Annotated in this window: 10 protein-coding genes; 2 read left to right on the top strand and 8 right to left on the bottom strand. The window is 62.0% G+C overall.

The annotated features are described in order from the left end of the window. The first annotated feature begins 45 nt into the window (after window positions 1-45). Window positions 46-8,277, top strand: a complete 8,232-nt coding sequence (locus DY250_RS14715) for a glycosyl hydrolase (protein WP_218565520.1) — start codon at window positions 46-48, stop codon at window positions 8,275-8,277. A 167-nt stretch (window positions 8,278-8,444) separates the two neighbouring features. Here DY250_RS14715 and DY250_RS02685 read toward each other — a convergent pair whose 3' ends face one another. The 8 genes from DY250_RS02685 to DY250_RS02720 form a co-directional block, all read right to left on the bottom strand. After that, a complete protein-coding gene (locus DY250_RS02685) occupies window positions 8,445-8,843 on the bottom strand; it encodes an MliC family protein (protein ID WP_115610801.1) in 399 nt (132 codons plus the stop codon). Between the two features lie 10 nt (window positions 8,844-8,853). Next, window positions 8,854-10,719 carry a transglycosylase SLT domain-containing protein gene (locus DY250_RS02690; protein WP_115610802.1) on the bottom strand — a complete coding sequence of 622 codons (1,866 nt, stop codon included), beginning with the start codon at window positions 10,717-10,719 and terminating at the stop codon, window positions 8,854-8,856. 8 nt (window positions 10,720-10,727) lie between these two features. Further along, a complete protein-coding gene (locus DY250_RS02695) occupies window positions 10,728-11,609 on the bottom strand; it encodes a lytic transglycosylase domain-containing protein (protein WP_115610803.1) in 882 nt (293 codons plus the stop codon). Further along, window positions 11,606-13,519, bottom strand: coding sequence for a lytic transglycosylase domain-containing protein (locus DY250_RS15025; protein ID WP_115610804.1), 1,914 nt, complete (start codon window positions 13,517-13,519; stop codon window positions 11,606-11,608). Before DY250_RS15025 ends, DY250_RS02695 begins: the two co-directional genes overlap by 4 nt. 6 nt (window positions 13,520-13,525) lie before the next feature. Further along, window positions 13,526-14,443 (bottom strand): SPFH domain-containing protein, encoded by a 918-nt coding sequence (locus DY250_RS02705; protein WP_115610805.1) that lies wholly within the window; start codon window positions 14,441-14,443, stop codon window positions 13,526-13,528. Next, window positions 14,427-15,533, bottom strand: coding sequence for a toxic anion resistance protein (locus DY250_RS02710; RefSeq protein ID WP_115610806.1), 1,107 nt, complete (start codon window positions 15,531-15,533; stop codon window positions 14,427-14,429). The genes DY250_RS02705 and DY250_RS02710 overlap by 17 nt, the downstream gene beginning before the upstream one ends. Then, window positions 15,520-16,383 carry a 5-bromo-4-chloroindolyl phosphate hydrolysis family protein gene (locus DY250_RS02715; RefSeq protein WP_115610807.1) on the bottom strand — a complete coding sequence of 288 codons (864 nt, stop codon included), beginning with the start codon at window positions 16,381-16,383 and terminating at the stop codon, window positions 15,520-15,522. Before DY250_RS02715 ends, DY250_RS02710 begins: the two co-directional genes overlap by 14 nt. Before the next feature lie 129 nt (window positions 16,384-16,512). Further along, the gene (locus DY250_RS02720; protein WP_115610808.1) at window positions 16,513-17,052 is read right to left on the bottom strand and encodes a methylated-DNA--[protein]-cysteine S-methyltransferase; all 540 of its coding nucleotides are present in this window, start codon (window positions 17,050-17,052) and stop codon (window positions 16,513-16,515) included. Window positions 17,053-17,133: 81 nt separating this feature from the next. Here DY250_RS02720 and DY250_RS02725 point away from each other — a divergent pair, with 81 nt between their 5' ends. Then, a complete protein-coding gene (locus DY250_RS02725) occupies window positions 17,134-17,940 on the top strand; it encodes a hypothetical protein (protein ID WP_115610809.1) in 807 nt (268 codons plus the stop codon). The last annotated feature ends 1 nt before the right edge of the window (window position 17,941 follow it).

The raw sequence follows: 17,941 nt of genomic DNA on the forward strand, positions 1-17,941 counted from the left end.
AAGCAAAAAAACTGGAAAACAACCGCTTAACCAGGAGACCCGATCATGGCCCATATCACCCTTAGCCTGAAAAACCCCGCCGGCGACACCCTTGCCACCTACGCGCTTGATACTGTCGGCGCGCCGCAGCACATTGAGGCCATGCATGGGGCGTACTACCAATTTACGGATGCCGCAAGCGGGATCGGGCCGGAGCAGCTGATAACTGAGCGTAAAGGCGACGATCTCTACATCGCCTTCGATGATGGCACTGACCTTATCATCGACCACTATTTCAGCCAGGGACAGGGCGCGCTGGTTGGTACACAGGTAAACGGCGGGCTGTACAACTACCCCGTCGCCACCCTTAGTGAACATGAACTGGCGGCGGAAGTTGCCGCTGCGCAGGCGTTTGCACCCAACACGGTGGACAAAGCCGGACTGGCCGCCCTCGGCGGACTCGCCCTGATTGGCGGTGGTATCGCACTTGCCGCGCATAACCACGACAAACACCATCACGGCGACAACATTGCACCGCAGCCGCAACCCGAACCACAACCGGGTCCTAATCCACAACCCAACCCGAATCCACAACCGGGTCCGAATCCACAACCGAACCCGAATCCACAACCCAACCCGAATCCGCAACCGAACCCGAACCCACAACCCAACCCGAATCCACAACCCAACCCGAACCCACAACCCAACCCGAACCCACAACCCAACCCGAACCCACAACCGAACCCACAACCGAACCCGAATCCGCAACCGAACCCGAATCCACAACCCAACCCGAATCCACAACCCAACCCGAATCCACAACCCAACCCGAATCCACAACCCAATCCGAACCCACAACCGAATCCGAATCCACAACCGAACCCGAACCCACAACCCAACCCGAACCCACAACCCAACCCGAACCCACAACCCAACCCGAATCCGCAACCCAACCCGAATCCACAACCCAACCCGAATCCACAACCCAACCCGAATCCGCAACCCAACCCGAATCCACAGCCGCAACCCCAACCCAACCATGCGGGCAAAATCAGCATCAGTGGCGAAGCCAAAGTCGGGCAAACGTTGACTGCTACCGTTACCGATGACGACGGCATCCCCAATAACGTGCAATACCAGTGGCTACGCGACGGCCAACCCATCGGTGGACAGACGGGTGCAACCTACCGCCTCACTACCGACGATGCCGGACACAAAATCGCTGTGCGCGCCACCTATAAAGACAATGCCGGATACCACGAAAATCCGCTAAGTGAGGCCACCGCTACCGTTGCTGACAACCCGCAGCCGCAACCGAATAACGCAGGCACGGTGAGCATCACGGGTGAAGCAAAAGTCGGTAGCGAACTCACCGCCAACATCAGCGATGCCGATGGCGTGCCGGATACAGGTGTCACCTACCAATGGCAGCGCGACGGTCAGCCCATCAGTCAAGCCACCGGCAAGACCTACACCCTGACCCAAGACGACGCCGGGCACAAAATCAGCGTGCGCGCGACGTATAAAGACAACGCCGGACACGATGAGTCCCCGCTCAGCGAGGCGCAGACCATCGTCCCGCAGGATGCCGGTCACCTCACCGTCAAGGAAACCGACGGCCCCATCGCGGGCACCATGCACATCGGCAGCCTCGCCGACGGTGAAGCCGTGACCATCGGCAACACCACCCTCAATCTCGCCAGACTGGGCAACCTTGCGCAGCAGCCGCAGACCGTGCTGGATAACGACAAGGGCACACTGACGCTGACCGGTTACGACCGCGCGAGCGGCACCCTGCATTACACCTACGATCCGAAAGAGCAGCCGGGTTTCGACAATGTGCGCGAAATCATTGATGTCGCGATTGGACGGGAAGGCTTCCGCGGCACAAACGGCATCGGCGTACAGCCGCTCAACCCCGCCTGGGGCGCAAACCTTGCCGCAGCCGAAGAAAGCTACGCGCGCGCGGCAAAACTGGGCGTCAAATGGGTGCGCATCGTCGCCTCGTGGCACCGCGCGCAAGCGGCGGAAAACGGCGATTACAACTGGGAAGACCTCGACGCTGCCGTCAAACTCGCGCAGAAATACGGCATGAAAGTGCTGATGCAGGTCAGCGGCACGCCGGAATGGGCGAGTGGTGCGGACCAGCTCAGTGCCGCTGAAAAAGAAGCGCTGGACAAGCGGGGCTACTGGGTCAGCAACTTCGCGCCCAAACCCGAACACGATGCGGACTACGCCAAATTCATGGCCGCTGTGGTCAAACGCTACGCGCCGCAGGGCATCAAGGATTACGAAGTCTGGAACGAGCCGGGCAACCCCGGCTTTTGGCACGACAGCCCGGGTAACCTCAAACCCAACGCCGCGCACTACACCAACCTGCTCAAACTCGCCTACAAAGCCGCGCATGACGCAGCACCCGATGTCAACGTGCTGGCGGGCGGTATGACTGTGGGTGAGACGCGCAGCTCGGATGGCTACATTGACCCGCGTGATTTCCTCGAACAGATGTATGCGGCGGGCGCCAAAGGCCATTTCGACACCCTCTCGCACCACCCTTACGGCATCACCTCGCGCGAATTCAAATCAAATGGCTGGGCACTGATGAACGGCGACGTTGTTGCCCCGCCCCCTGGCGAAAAAACCCTGAAACAAATCATGCAGGAACATGGCGACGGCGACAAAAAAATCTGGGCAACCGAAGTTGGCCGCGAAGCCATGTATCAGGGCCTGGACGAAACGCAACAGGCCACCGTCATTAAAACCCTGCTCGAACAACACGCCAAGACCGGTGAGGGACCGATGATCCTCTACCAGGCGCAGAATGACCGTGCCCCCTATGTGCCAGGCATCGTCAGCCGCGATGCCGACGGCGACGGCAAACCGGACGTCAACATTGACACCGACGGCGATGGCAAACCCGATGCCAACCTTGATGCCGACGGCAATGGCATCCCCGATGCCCTCGACAAGGCAAACCGCGAAAACTACTTCGGCCTGTGGACGCACGACGGCAAAGAAAAACCCGCTGTCGGCGTTATCCGTAGCGCGGCTGGACAGACCGGCGGCACCAAACACAGCACCCTCACAGTGGATATCCTCGACAACGGCGCAAATCCACCACCCGTCAACCATGCCCCGACCGATATCAGCCTCAGTACCAACAAAATCGCCGAAGGCAAAGACGGCGCAGTCGTGGGCCGCCTCACCACCACCGACCCCGATGTTGGCGACAAGCACACCTACACCGTCAGTGATGGCCGCTTTGAAGTGACCGCTGACGGCACCCTCAAACTGAAAGCGGGCTATCACATCGACTACGCCACGGAAAAAACCGTGGACCTCACCATCACCTCAACCGACAGCGGCGGCCTTAGCGTGCGGAAACGCATCTACGTCTTCGTGCAGGACGATCCGGACTATCCCGCGCCGAGTCCGCAACCCAACCAGCAAGGCACGGTCAGCATCAGCGGTGAGGCCAAACCCGGCTCAACCCTGACCGCGACCGTCAAAGACGGCGACGGTTTTGCCGCTGACAACGTGCAGTACCAGTGGCTGCGCGACGGCAATCCCATCGCCAATGCCAACGGCAAGACCTACACGCTCACCAGCGACGACGCCGGGCACAAAATCACCGTGCGCGCCACCTATAAAGACAACGCCGGATACGACGAAAAACCGCTCAGCAGCCCGCTGGATATTGCCGCCAATCCGCCGCCTGCCGATGTGCCGGGCGTTACTCTGCGCGGTCCAGGCGAAATCAGCGAAGGTGGCAAGGCGACGTACACCGTTGATCTCGATCTTGCGCCGCTGCCCAGGGCGCACAGTGCCGCCGAGTTGCTTGACACCCTGCGGCAAAACGCCGGACGCGGCATTCTTTTCGGTCAGCATCAGGGGCTGAGTGCCGGGCGCAGCGCTGCCGACGGGCAGGGCTACACTTCCGATATCCACGCGCTGACCGGCCGTTATCCCTCCATCGTCGGTTTGGCGATGATGGAACCGCCGATGGATCGCAGCAAAACCGTCGCTGAAAACGGCAAGGCGATGGGGGCGGCAATCGCCAAAATCGATGCATTGGGCGGTATCGCCGCCGTGTCTGCGCATTGGGACAACCCGATGCCGGGCCCGAATGGCGCTAACGATTTTTCCCAGGTCAACCTCAAACGCCTGCTGCCGGGCGGTGACCTGAACGGCACGCTGAATGAATGGCTGGATACCATCGTCGCGATGGCGCAGCACGCGGTGCGCGCCGACGGTAGCAAAATCCCCTTCATCTTCCGTCCGCTGCACGAAGGCAACGGCGAATGGGCGTGGTGGTACTACGAACGCGGCGGCGTGGAAACCTACAAAGAACTCTTCCGTTATATCGTCAACTACGTCAAGGAACACGGCGCAGACGGGCAAATCCTCACCGCCTTTGCACCGAACGGCAACTTTAACGGCGATGAAAGCCGCTATCGTCTGCTCTATCCGGGCGATGATGTGGTGGATATCCTCGGCTATGACGGCTACGACACGAATGCTGCCAAACTCGCCAAAGACGGCTGGGTCAAAGAAGTCGTGGAAGACATGGCGATGCTCGCCCGTATGGCCGAAGCGCGTGGCAAGGTTGCGGCGCTGACCGAATTCGGGCGCGGCGGCGACAAGATGATCAAGCCGCAGGGCAACGTTGACCCCGAGTTCTACACCGACCTGCTCAAAGGCATCCTCGCCGATCCGGATGCGCGCAAAATCGCCTACATGATGACCTGGGCAAACTGGGGCGATAACGACATCTACGTTCCGAAAGCGGGCGAAGAACTGGCGGAGAATTTCAAGGCTTTTGCCAAACAACTGCTGCTCACCCGCGTTGCCGACCGCGATATCAGCGTTGATGTTACCGTCGAACACGGCACGACCGACGACGGTGACCTCACCCTCAGCACTCACCGCGTCACCATCCGTAAAGGCGAAAGCAGTGCCACCTTCACCGTGGACGTGGCCGCCGACGGCAAGGCCGAGGGCGACGAAACCTACACCGTCAAAATCCGCAACCCGCAAGGGGCGACGATTACCGCAGGCAAAGACAGCGTCGCGACCACCGTTCACGACGAAACAACCCCGCCCACAAACCACGAAGGCAAAATCACCCTCAGCGGCGAAGCGAAAGTCGGCAGCGAACTCACCGCCACCATCAGCGACAGCGACGGCTTCGCCGCTGACAACGTGCAGTACCAATGGCTGCGCGACGGCAATCCCATCGCCAAGGCCAACGGCAAGACCTACACGCTCACCAGCGACGACGCCGGGCACAAAATCACCGTGCGCGCCACCTATAAAGACAACGCCGGATACGACGAAAAACCGCTCAGCAGCCCGCTGGATATCGACAGCGGCACGCCGAACCACAGCCCGACCGCCATCACCCTGAACGCGGGCGACAGCGCCTCGTACTGGGTCAAAGCCGAGAGCGGCGGGGCCACCGTGGGCAAACTGGGCGTCAGCGATCCCGACAGCGGCGATACCCACAGCTACACCGTCAGCGACAGCCGCTTTGAAATCACCGCCGACGGTACCCTCAAACTCAAAGACGGGCAGAGCGTTCACTACGGCGAAGAAAAACGCATCCAGCTCACCGTGACGGCGACCGACAACCACGGCGCGGCGTACAGCCGGGACATCGCCGTGCAAGTCAAAGACGAAGGCAACAAAGGCGCGGCCAGTCCGTTGCCCGCCGCCCCCGCGCATGACCCGCAAGCGGGCATCACCGTGCCTGATGCGCCGAACATTGCCCGCGACGACGTGCAGCGCGGCGGCATCACCATCACCCCCGCCCATGGCGCGGACAGCCTGCACCTGCGCTACCGCGACGAAAGCGGGCGGATGCACGATATCGACCTCGTCAAACACAATGGCCGCTGGCAGGCGTCCGACAGCAGCCTGAGCGTTGACCCGCAAAGCGGCGTTATCACCCTCGCGCCCGGACAAGTACAAGACGGCAGCACCGTCATGGCGGGCAATGCCGCGCGCGGCATCCATGCCGACCGCGTCGCCACCCTGACCGCCGACAGCGACAGTGGCCGTATCGGCGTGCCGACCCTCGCGCATGACCCCGCCCACAGCGGCGGCATCACCCTCACCCCCGCCGCTGACAACGACAGCCTGAGTATGGCCTACACCGACAGCAACGGCATCGCCAGAACTCTCAGCGCCGCCAAAGAAAACGGCGAATGGCGCATTACCGCCGCCGGAACCAGCGCCAGCATCGACCCGGCAAGCGGCACCATCACCCTGCCGCCAGAGAGCATCCTCGACAACAGCACCGTCCGCGCCAGCGGCGGACAAAATGGCGCACAAAGCGCAGAAACCACCCTGCGCAGCGGTGCCGATAACACCCCGCTCGAAGCCTACCTCTTTGCCGCGAGCGATGCCCCGGTCAACGAAGGCGGCAGCGCGCACTACCTGATCCGCCTGAACCGGCCCGCCGAACGCGACCTTACCTTCAACGTCCGTGTCAGCCATAAAGATACCGACGCAGGTGATCTTGATGACAGCACCCAGACCGTCACCATCCGCGCCGGCGAAAGCCACGCCACCTTCCGCATTGACACCCGTGATGACACAAACGCCGAGCGTATCGAAACCTACAAAGTCAGCATCACGAGCGCCGATGGCGGTGCGACCGTGCCGGACTGGAAAGCCTCGCTCACCGGCGAAATCCGCGATAACGACGGCACCATCGCCGCACCGAGTGTGCGTGAAGGCGCTGACGGCACCACCATCACTCCGACAGCAGGCGCGCGGCACATCCACATCACCTACCAAGACAACCAGTTCGGCAGCGTCACCCTGAACGCCTGGCGTGACGACAACAACCGCTGGCACCTCAGCGAAGTCAACCCGGACAAACGCACGACTGCGGCCACGATAGACCCGGATAGCGGCAGCGTTACCCTGCCATCCAGCATCCTTGCCGCCGGCGGCCGCGTGCACGCGCACAACAACGACAGCCAAAACAGCGGCGCAGGCGGGCGCAACAGTGCCGTCGCCGAATACGACGGCTGGAAACTCGACTGGCACGACACCTTCGACAAATCCGTCGAAGAAAGCGGCTGGGCACGCTACGGCTGGGGCTGGCAAACCCCCGAACACGGCGGCATGGGGCGCTACCAGCAAAGCAACGCCTACACCGCCGACGGTGTCCTCAACATCCAGAACCAATACCACAACGGCGCCTGGACAAGCGCTGGCATCAGCAGCGGCGACACCTTCGCGGCGAGCGGCGGACGCTGGGAAATCCGCGCCAGATTCTCCGACGCCAAAGGCATCGGCTACGCCTTCCTGCTCTGGCCGAAAAGCGAAAAATGGCCGCCGGAAGTGGACTTTGCCGAAGGCCGTGCGCGCGACCCGAACATCATGGGCACCTACCACTGGGGCACGGCAGCCGATCACCAGCAGGACAACCAGTTCCTCCGCAACGCCGACCTGACCGACTGGCACACCTACGGCGCCATCATCGACCCCGACGCCGGCACCATTACCTACACCTTCGACGGCAAACCGTGGTACACCCTGAAAAACGTCCCCGCCACCAGCGAAATGATGTGGCTGGGCATGCAGACCGGCTCGCAAGACCCCAACGGCAGCGCCGCACAGAGCGAAAGCATTGATAACGCCATCCCCGGCGCGCACACCCCTGCCGCCTCAAACATCCAGATCGACTGGGCGGCGCATTACCGCAAAGACAACAGCGACACCCATACCGCCGCTGACCACGCGCAGCATGATGGCGCAACCGACAACGCCCCGCACACCTTGGGTGATACCGACGCGCCCGTCCACCTCAGCGCGCCTCTCAAAGCCAGTGCGCAGGCAGAACTCGCGGGCAAGAGCAGCGCGGAAATCCTCGACTACCTCGGTGAGCGGGGCGGTGATGCCTTCACCTTCGACGCCGCAGAGACCCCGCACAATCTCACCGGTACAGACGGCAACGACAACCTCGTCGCTGTTGGCGGCGCGAACACCCTCAAAGGCGGCAACGGCGCAGACCAGTTCGTCTTCATCACCAACCCGCTGAAAAACGCGGAAAGCCCGGCGCTGAACCAAATCCTAGATCTCAACCCGGGGGAAGACCGCATCCGCCTCGTTACAGGCCAAGGCGAAAGTATCAGCGACCTGCAATACGACGCGGACAGCCGCCTGCTCAGCTACACCTTGCACGACAACGCCAACCACAGCTACCACAACAGCATCACCCTGCACGCGCACGACGGTCACACGCTGACGCAGGAAGAAGTGCTGGGCGTGGTGAGCATCCTGTAAACGCCGTCAAGCGGGATAAACACTGGCCTCACCAAGCGGCGTAAACACAGGGTCCTTGCCAGGCTGGGTTTCAGTTCTCCCTGCTTCTTTTTCTTCGTTACTATTCCTTGACACTTATCGCATAAAAAACCGCTGCATAGGCAGCGGTTTTTTTATCTGGCGATGTGTCAGGGGCGGCAGCCGCTCATGAGGATGTCGGCTGAGGCAGGGCGGGCGAGGACAGCCTGTTTGCCGTCGCTGTGGAAGGCGAGCTGGCCGTTTTCAAAGGTGGCGGGGTTGTTGCCGGGGCGCGCTTCCAGGGTTTGTTCGCCGCCTGCGTAGCGCACTTGCAGGCGCGCTTTGCTGCTGTCGGCGTAGTGCACGGTGAGGTCGCCTTCGTTGCAGTGCCAGTTGTCCCACTGGTTGGTGATGGGCAGGTTGAGCTGGCGGGGCGCATGCCGGTATTCGGGCACCTCGTCCGGCGTTTCGCTTTCGAGGGTGATGCGCGGCGGGGTTTGGTTGTCGCTGCCGCAGGCGGTGAGCAGCAGGGAGAGGATGAGGGCGGGGGCGAGTTGTCTGTTGTTCATGGCTGTTCCTTTACCACAGGCGGACGGCGCCGTTGTTGTAGGAGGTGTGCGGCAGGCCGAGGCGGTATTCGTACACTTTTTCGTATTCGAGGACGCGTTTGACGTAGTCGCGGGTTTCGTTGAACGGGATTTGCGCGATCCATTCGTCCAGCGGCAGGCCGGCGAATTGTGCCTGCCATTGGCGCACGCGTGAGGGGCCGGCGTTGTAGGCTGCCGCCGCGTAGGCGAGGTGACCGAATTCGTTCAGGCGGTCGGCGAGGTACTGGCTGCCGATTTCGAGGTTGGTGTCCGGTTCGGTCAGCTGCCATTTGCCGCTGTACGGGATGCCGTTTTTTTGGGCGGTGTGGCTGGCGGTTGCGGGCATGACTTGCATGAGGCCGATGGCGCCTGCTTTGGAGGCGATGCCCGGCTGGAAGATGCTTTCTTTGCGGATGATGGCCAGTATTTGTGCCGGACTGATGCCGTGGCGGCTGGCGAGTCGGCGTACCTGGTTTTCGTAGGCGACGGGGAAGCGCAGTTCGAGGGCGTCCCAGTTTTTGCCTTTGCCGAGGGTGGTGATGGCCTGGATGTTCCAGCCGATTTCGCTGGCGTAGAGGGCGGCCTGGGCGTTTTCGGCAGGGCTGAGGTTTTTGGTGAATGCCTGCCACTCCTGGCTGGCGCGGGCGTCGTCGCCGAGGTTATGGAAGATGCGGGCGCGGTAGGCGGCGGGGCGGCCGACGATGGTGGTGTAGTGCTGGTCGCGGCGCACGGGGCGGTCGTTCAGGCGGAAGGTTTCGCCGAGTTTTTCGGCGGCAAGGAAGCCGTAGAAGTCGCGCTGGGTGGCGGCGCGGCGGTAGTGTGTGTCGGCACCGGCACGGTCACCGTTTTTTTCGAGGGCTTTGCCGAGCCAGTATTGGATTTCGGCTTTGTCTTGTGCTTCGGGGCCGAGTTTGCCGAGGTGTGAGACGAGGCCGCGCCAGTCGCTGCGGCGCAGGTCGTAGGCGATGAGGTCGTAGATGGTGTTGTCTTCGTGTTCGCCGGTAGGGATGGCGTTCCAGATGGTGAGGGTGTGCGGGTCGTCGTTGTCGGCGAGTTTGCGCAGGAGCGGGTTGTAGAGTTTGCCCGCGTCTTTGGGGTTCGAGAGGTAGCCGAAGGCGGCGGCGTTTGCAGCCTGGGCGATGGCGCCCGGGTCTTTTTTCAGGCGTTTGCCGAGTTGTTGCGCGAGCAGGGCGCTGCGCCAGTCGGGGGCAAGGTTGTAGGCGGCATCCAGCGGCAGGTTGCCCTGGTCGATGTCGAGCCAGGTTTGCGCGGCCTGGGCGGCGCTGCCGTGCAGGCCGCCGGCGAGGTAGCTGGCGATCAGGCGGTTGTTTTTGTCCATCGCCTGGCGGAAGCGTGCAGCGGTCTGGGTTTCGCTGATGTGGCCGCCGTGGGCGAGGCGGTCAAAGAGGGTGTTGCATTCGGCGTCAAGGTTTTTGTCCTGTTCCCAGAGTTCGTCGAGTTTTTGGGTGGCGGCGCGGGTGTGGTTTTTGTTGAGTTGGGCCAGGCGGTAGTCGCATTCGATGCCGGCATCGGCGTAGTCGGCGCTGTAGGCGGCGATGATGGCGTCGTTGTTGCCGCTGGCGAGCCACAGCGGGAATTTTTGTTTGGCAAGCTGGGTGGAGAAGGGGTCGGCCGGGTATTGTTTGAGGAAGGCGATGATGGTCTCGACCGGGGTGGCGGGGTCGTCGCGGTAGGCGCGTGCTTGCAGGTAGGGGTAGAGCGGGTGCGGTGCAAGGTGCTGGTAAGCTGCAAGCGGAGCCCCGTTTTTGATGGCGTTTTCGGCGTCAAGGATGTTTTCGGCGTTGCTGCCGGTGAGGCTGCCGAGGCTGAGGATGAGGGTAAGCAGGACTTTGTGCATGGTGTGCCTTATTTGATGTGTTGTTGCCAGTCGTTCTGGTAGCGTTCTTTGTAGTGCATGACGCGTTTGACGTAGGCGCGGGTTTCGTTGTACGGCGGGATTTGCCCGCCGTAGCGCAGGATGCTTTGCGGGCCGGCATTGTAGGCGGCCAGCGCGAGTTCGGTGTTCTGGTAGCGTTGGAGTTGTTGGCTGAGGTATTTGATGCCGCCTTCGATGTTGTGCGCGGGGTCGTAGGGGTCAGCGACGTTAAGTTCGCCGGCGGTGCCGGGCATGAGCTGCATCATGCCGATGGCGCCGGCGTGGGAGCGGGCGTTGCTTTGGTAGCCGGATTCGACGCTGATGACGGCGTGGACGAGCGCGGGGTCTATTTGGTATTTGGCGGCAAGCTGGTTGATGAGTTGTTTGTGTTGTGTCTGGCGGGTTTTGAAGTCACCGCTGGGTTCGCGCACGTTGGGGGCGGCAAGCGGGCTGAGCGGCAGGAGCGGGCAGTGTTGGCGGATTTTGATTTTTCTGCCGTTGAAGGTGCCGGTGCGGGTGCAGTAGCCCGTGCCGTAGGCGGGAGCGGCGGGTTTGGCCGCTGCTGCCGGGCTGTTGTTGAGTAATGCGGGCTGGGCGGTCGTGTTGCCGGTGGTGGTCGCAGGCGCGGCGGCGGGTTGCGCGGGTTTCGATGGTTTTTTGCCGCCGGGCAGGGCGACGCGGCAGGAGATGTTGGTTTTTTTGCCCTGGTACACGACGGTGCCGCAGGTGGCGGCCTGTGCGCTCTGGATGAGGGCGCAAGCGAGGAGGATGCCCGCCAGACGGGAGAGGGCAATTGGGGGCGTTTTTAGGCGGCCAAGCGGGACAACTGCGTGGTTTGGGAGCCGCGCAGGCGAGTAGTCATGCCGCGTCATAGGCCGATCTCGCTTGGGTTGTTTTTGTAGCGGCGGTAGTATTCCATGACTTTCGGCACGTAGGCGCGGGTTTCGATGAAGGGCGGGATTTTCCGGCCGTATTTGCGTACGTTGCCTTCACCCGCGTTGTAGCCTGCTGCCGCCAGTTGCATGTCGCCGCCGAATTCGTTGAGCAGCCATTTGAGGTAGGTCGCACCACCCCGGATGTTTTGTCCGGTATTGTAGGGTTCGGCGACGCCGAAGCGGCGGGCGGTGCCCGGCATGAGCTGCATCAGGCCCATCGCACCGGCGTGGGATTTGGCGCCGGGTTTGTAAGCGGATTCGGCCGAGATGATGGCGTGGACGAAGTGCGGTTCGACGCCGACTTCGCGCGCAATCTGGTTGATTTGCGCGCTGAGGTTGCGCTGGCGTTCGCGGAAGGCGCCGCTGACGTTGATGTTGAGTTCTTTGCGCACTTGCGCGGCGATGCGCTCGGCTTCGATGATGTAGCTTTGCGGGCAGTCTTTGGTGGGTTCGAGGTGGAAGACGCGGCCATTCTCGCTGGTGACGGTGCCGCCGCAACTGCCCTGGGTGTTGAGGTAGTCGAGGTTGTGCGCGGCGATACTGGTCTGGCGGTTACCGAGGCGCGCTTCGCCGCCGCTGGTACCCGGGGTGTAGTCGAAGGAGCGGGTGGCGCAGTTGAATTCGCGGGTTTCGCCGTTGAAGGTGACAGCACCGGCACCGGTGCATTGCAGGCCGGGGCCGCCCGTGGGTTTGCCATTTTTGTTTTGCTGGACGCCGGCGCTGGCGAGGGATTCGAGGGATTGGGTTTGTCCCGCCCGTTCGATGAATTGTTGTTTGACGCCGCTGTATGAACGCGAGAAGAAGGTGCAGCCTTTGTATTTGTCGCGTTTGTTGGCGGGAACGAAGTTGGGTTTGCCTTCGTTGTCGAAGCATTTGTAGATGTCTTGTGCCGGGGCTTCTTGCGGGGTGCTTTCACCGACCAGCGGTTTGCCCCGGTTCGGTGCGGGCAGGGCGGGGGCGGACACGTCGCCGCTGCCGCCTTTGCGTCCCAGCGGCTGGCAGTTGCCTTGCGGCGGGGTAGCGGTTTCGACGATGGTCGGGGTGCCGTCAGGTTGCGGGCACATCCAGATTTGCGTGCCCTGCGGGGTGACGGTGGCGATGGTTTTTTCTTCTTGTTCGGCGACGGGGGCCGTGGGCTGGGCGGGGGCTTTGCCCGTGCCGCGCGCGATGTGTTGGTAGTATTTGCCACTGCCTTGCGGGTTGCTGGTGTAGCCGGGCGCAGGCGGGAAGAGGGGGTTGTTGTTGGCCGGTGGTGTGGGCTGTGCCGATGGCTGGGGTGCGGCAGGCGGCGTTTTATCGGCGGTTTCTGCGGGTTTGGCAGCGGGTTTGTCTTTTTTGCCAGCTACTTTTTTGTCCGCTTTGGCCGGGGCGGCAGGTTTGGCCGGAGTGTCGCCGTCATCCCAGGTAAAGCCGCTGTCGTCGTTGTTTTCGCTTACCGGGGCAACGGGGGCAGCCGCGGCTTGCGGCGCCGGTCTGGCGGCGGGGGTTTTCCGTGTTGGGGTTTTGGCGGGTTGCGGGGTGGCAGGCGCGTCGCCATCGTCCCAGGTGAAACCGCCGTCGTCACTGGCAGGCGGGGCGGCAAGCGGCCTGGGCGCGGGTTGCGGAATCGGTTGGGCGACGGGCATTGCGGGCGCAGCGGGTGCTGGCGCGCTGTCGCCACCGATGGCGCCTTTTTGGTAGGGGCGGCAGTTATTGCCGTCTGGCCGGCTGGTGATGTTGTTCATGCCGTCGGCGCCGGTACAGATGTAGAGGCCGGCGGTGGCGTCCCGCGCGTGGACAGTGGGGTAGTTGAGGGCGAGCAGGATGCACAGGGCGAGGCTTCCGGCCTTGTTATAGGTTTTTTCCATGCGGGGTCAGTTCCAGTTGAAGTGGCTGAATGCCTGGGCGGGCAGCCAGGCAGTCATGCCTTTTTGCCAGAGCAGGTCGCGCGCGAGGATTTGGCCTTCGTCGATGAGTTTCTGGATGTCGAGCGCGCTCAGCGGGCCGATTTGCTGGCCGTGGTGGACGCGGTAGTAGATTTTGTCTTCGGACAGCGGGCTGCGCGGGGTGTCGTCGTTGATGGCGATGGTGGCAGACGCGGCAGGGGCGGCTTCGCGCGCCGGGGCGAATACGGGCGTTTCTGTGTAGGCAACGCGACGTTCGCGCTCGGCTTTGGCAGCGGGCGGACGGCGGCCGATGCGCAGGTCGTGCAGGGTGAGGCCTTGGGCGTTCAGCTGGGTGCGCAGGCGGGCTTTGAGGAAGTTTTGCAGGGCTTCGGCCTGGTTTTCGATGTCGTCCGCGCTGATGTGTTCGTTGATGAGGGTGTGATCGATGGTGTAGCTTACCCATTGGTCGATGAGGTCGTCATCCAGGTTGATGGCCTGGTGTTCGATGACGGTGCGGCAGACGGCATCGGCATCATGGATGCTGACGCTGTATGTGCCGGAAAGCGGCTGGTCCAGCGGGCGCTGCGAGGGCTGGTAGGCGCTTTGCCAGAGGCGGTTGGCGATGGTGACGATGTTGAGGAAGAGGATGTCGGCGGTTTCGGTCTGCGGGATGTTGTCCGGATCGAGCGGGTATTCGCCTTCGCGGTAGGCGGGGGTGTATTGTTCGTTGATGATGAGGTAGGCGACTTGTCCCGCATCAATGTGCAGGGTGCTGCTTTCGAGCAGGTTGTACTGGCTGTAATGGTAGAGCAGGCTGTCCGGCGGGAAGTGCGCGGCGAGGATGCGTGGCCGTGCACTGACGATGGGCCGGATTTTGTTGAGCAGGGTGTCAAACAGTCCTTTCATGCGGGGTTCCCTGGGTGATTTGTGCGGCCGATTTCAGGCTTTGTTTGAGGGCTTCTTCGGCGGCGAGCAGTTTTTCGGCGGCTTCCTGGCGTTGTTTGCGGCCGGTTTCGTGAATCTGGATGCTTTCTTCGATGGTTTCGATGAGCATTTGGTTGGCTTTTTCGACGGAGGCGATGTCGAAGACGCCGCGTTCGAGCTGGGTGCGGCTTTCGCGGTTGGCAATTTTCAGGTTTTCGGCGTTGGCGGTGAGCAGTTCGTTGGTGAGGTCGCTACTTTGTTTGAGGGCAATCGCCGCTTCGCCGGAACGGTAGATGGCGATGGACTGGGCGAGTTGTTGCCGCCACAGCGGCACGGTGTTGACGAGGGTGGTGTTGATTTTGTTGACGAGGCCTTTGTTGTTTTCCTGCACCATGCGGATGCTCGGCAGGGCCTGCATCGAGACTTGTTTGGTCAGGCGCAGGTCGTGCAGGCGGCGGTCAAGTTCGTCGCGCTGCATTTGCCGGTCGCGCAGGCGTTGCGCGCTTTCCATTTCGCCGTCTTCAGCTTCTTTGGCAAGTGCGGGCAGGACTTCGGCGTCGGTTGTGGCCAGCACGTCTTCGGCAGCGGCGATGTGGTATTCGAGTTCGCGGTAGTAGTCGAGGTTGGCGTCGTAGAGTTTGTCCAGCGATTTGATGTCCACCAGCAGTTTTTGTTTGTGGCTTTCGAGGGCGTTGCTGATTTGGTCAATTTGTTCGCTGATGGTGTCGAATTTTTGCAGGAAGGTTTGCAGCGGCTTGGCTTTGTTAAAGAGGCGGGTAAGAAGCGAGGGTTTTTCCTGCATTTTGAGTTCCGCGCCCTGGAAGCCGCGCAGCAGCGAAACCATGTTGGAAAGCAGTTGTCCCGCTTTGCCCGCGTCTTCGCTTTTGATGTCGGTGAGCATGGTGTCGGCGACGGCGGTCAGCTGTTTTTGCGCGGCGGCACCGAAGCTGAGGATGCTGTTGGTGTCGGTGATGTTGAGGGTTTGCGCGAGTTGTTTGACGCGCACGTCGTCCAGATGGGCCGGGGCAGTCGTGGTCGTCGTAGTCGTCGTGGTGAGTTCAGTGTTGGTCATGGGATTGGCTCGGGTTGAGTTGTTCGCGCAGGACTTGCATTTGCGTGTCGAGCTGGATTTGCTGCTGGCTCGTCAGTTGCAGGTGTTGCGCGGTGAAGGCTTGTTCGCTGTCGTGCAGCAGGGTAAGGAAACGGGTTTGTTGTGCGCTGTGGCCGGGGTTGCCGATGTCGGCGATGTATTGTTCGCTGATGCGGCGCAGTTCGCCAAGGTGGACGATCAGGAAGCTGCGTGCGGCGCGGATGTGCTCGGCGTTTGTCCCGATGTGTTTGATGATGGCTCGCGCCTGGGCGGCGATTTTGTCGAGCTGGGCGGCGATGCCGCGTTCTTCGGCGAGCAGTTGCAGGCGCTGCGCGTAGTGTTCGAGTTGTTCGACGGCGTCGTAGCCCCCTGCGAGCATGTCGCGCAGGGTGTCGTTCAGGGCGGACGGGATGTCGCGCGGCGGGCGCACGTCGGCAGTCGGGGTGTCGCTATAGAGGTAGCTGAGGTAGTAACCGCCGGCGGCAATCAGCGCGTTTATCAGGCCAAAGAGCGGTTGCGGGCGGGCAGTGAAGGCGAGGACGGCAGCGGCCAGCGCGGTGAAGCCAAGGGCGTAGAGGCGGTTGTCTTCGTCGGCGTGATCTTGTCCGGTTTTGACGTAGTTGTCGCGGCGCGAGCGGTAATGGCGCTGGGTGAGGTAAGCGGCGTAGCAGAGCAAGGCACTGGCAACGCCTGCGCTAATGATATTCAGCGGCTTGAAAAATATCAGGTTGATCGGGATGCTCAGCCACAACGGCAGTTGCACGAGGTACAGCGCCATGCCCCGGATGCCGAGGTATTGTTGTTTGACGATGGCTTTGTGGTCGCGGGTCATCAGCGGAAGATTCCCATGCAGGCGGGGATGAAGATGGCACTTAGCAGCAGGATGAAGCCAAGCAGGCGGGGAAAGGAATTCATGCGGGTTCAGACGGTTGGCGGAGTGGCGGCGATTATAACGGTTTTGTCAGTTTTTTGGTGCCGCGCTTGCGGCGACGCGTTGTTCCAGCGCCAGCAGCCGCTCCTTAATATAAAGAGCGCCAGTGCCGCCGTTGTAGCCGGTGAGCTGGCCGTTTTTGCCGATGACGCGGTGGCAGGGGACAATGACGGACAGCGGATTGTGGCGGATGGCGCCTGCGACTGCCCGTGTGCCGCGCGGATTGCCGATGGCACAGGCGATGTCCTGATAACTGCGCGTCACGCCGTATGGAATTTCCCTGAGCGCCAGCCAGACACTTTGCTGGAAGGGCGTACCCGCGCCGTGCAGCGGCAAGTCGAACGTGCGCAGGTGGCCAACGAAATACGCGTTCAACTGTGCCACCGTTTCGCAAAGAAGATCCGTGACCGCTTCCTGCATGACCGCTTGCAAATGATGCGGCACACGGCTGTCGCTGGCATAGCCGTTCGTGGATAACAGCCAGTCGCAGAGGACAAGCTCGCCGCGCCAGTCCCCCAGCAGCAAATCACCGGTGGGAGAAGGATAAATCTGGGTGCGGATGACGTTCATAAGCGGCGCTATCGTAGGGAAAAATTCATTTTAGCTGGCTGGTGTAATATAGCGCGCGTTTTTGTGCAAACGGATGATGAAATGACCCCAATATCCCGCATCACCCTGATGGGCACCTCAGGCGTCGGCAAAACCACCCTGGCGACCATGCTTGCTGCCGCTGGCTGGTTTCACTACTCCGGCGACTACCGCATCGCTACCCGTTACCTGAACGAGCCCATCAGCGACTGGCTGACCGGACTCGCCCGCCGCGAACCGGCCCTCGCCTCCCTCTTGCGCGACGACGCCGTGAGCGTGCAGGGCAAAGTCAGCATCGAACGGCTGCACATCCTCTCCGCCTACATCGGCAAACTGGGGCGCGACGGTTACGACGCCGCTACCTTCATCGAGCGGCAGCACCTCTTTCGCGCCGCCGAACAAGCGGCGATGCAGGACGTGCCCGCCTTCATCAAACGCGCCGAACGCCTCTACGGCTACAAAGCCTTCATTAACGACGCCGGCGGCAGCATCTGCGAAATTGACGATCCCGCCATGTTCCAGACGCTGGCCGCGCACACCTGCTACATCTACATCGACACCGACGAAGCCCACTACGCCGAACTCGAAGCACGCGCCATCGCCTACCCCAAACCCATCTGCTACCACCCGCACTTCCTGCAACAAATGATCGGCGAATACGGCCTGATGAAAGGCGGCCTGACCCCCGACCGCTTCGAATCCGACGACTTCATCCGCTACGTCACCCCGCGCATGATGGCGCACCGCCGCGAACGCTACCGCGAGCTCATCGTCCAATACGGCGGCATCATCCTGAACGCGCGCGACATCTGGCAACTGCGCGACGCCGCCGACTTCCACGACCTGCTCAACGCCGCACAAAGGAACTGAC

This window comes from Cardiobacterium valvarum (assembly GCF_900460955.1).
Classification (GTDB): domain Bacteria; phylum Pseudomonadota; class Gammaproteobacteria; order Cardiobacteriales; family Cardiobacteriaceae; genus Cardiobacterium; species Cardiobacterium valvarum.

What these genes read in the sequence shown, in the direction of transcription:
- DY250_RS14715 (WP_218565520.1), top strand. Translation starts at nt 46, where the DNA reads ATGGCCCATATCACCCTTAGCCTGAAAAACCCCGCCGGCGACACCCTT.
- DY250_RS02685 (WP_115610801.1), bottom strand. Translation starts at nt 8,843, where the DNA reads ATGAACAACAGACAACTCGCCCCCGCCCTCATCCTCTCCCTGCTGCTC.
- DY250_RS02690 (WP_115610802.1), bottom strand. Translation starts at nt 10,719, where the DNA reads ATGCACAAAGTCCTGCTTACCCTCATCCTCAGCCTCGGCAGCCTCACC.
- DY250_RS02695 (WP_115610803.1), bottom strand. Translation starts at nt 11,609, where the DNA reads ATGACGCGGCATGACTACTCGCCTGCGCGGCTCCCAAACCACGCAGTT.
- DY250_RS15025 (WP_115610804.1), bottom strand. Translation starts at nt 13,519, where the DNA reads ATGGAAAAAACCTATAACAAGGCCGGAAGCCTCGCCCTGTGCATCCTG.
- DY250_RS02705 (WP_115610805.1), bottom strand. Translation starts at nt 14,443, where the DNA reads ATGAAAGGACTGTTTGACACCCTGCTCAACAAAATCCGGCCCATCGTC.
- DY250_RS02710 (WP_115610806.1), bottom strand. Translation starts at nt 15,533, where the DNA reads ATGACCAACACTGAACTCACCACGACGACTACGACGACCACGACTGCC.
- DY250_RS02715 (WP_115610807.1), bottom strand. Translation starts at nt 16,383, where the DNA reads ATGACCCGCGACCACAAAGCCATCGTCAAACAACAATACCTCGGCATC.
- DY250_RS02720 (WP_115610808.1), bottom strand. Translation starts at nt 17,052, where the DNA reads ATGAACGTCATCCGCACCCAGATTTATCCTTCTCCCACCGGTGATTTG.
- DY250_RS02725 (WP_115610809.1), top strand. Translation starts at nt 17,134, where the DNA reads ATGACCCCAATATCCCGCATCACCCTGATGGGCACCTCAGGCGTCGGC.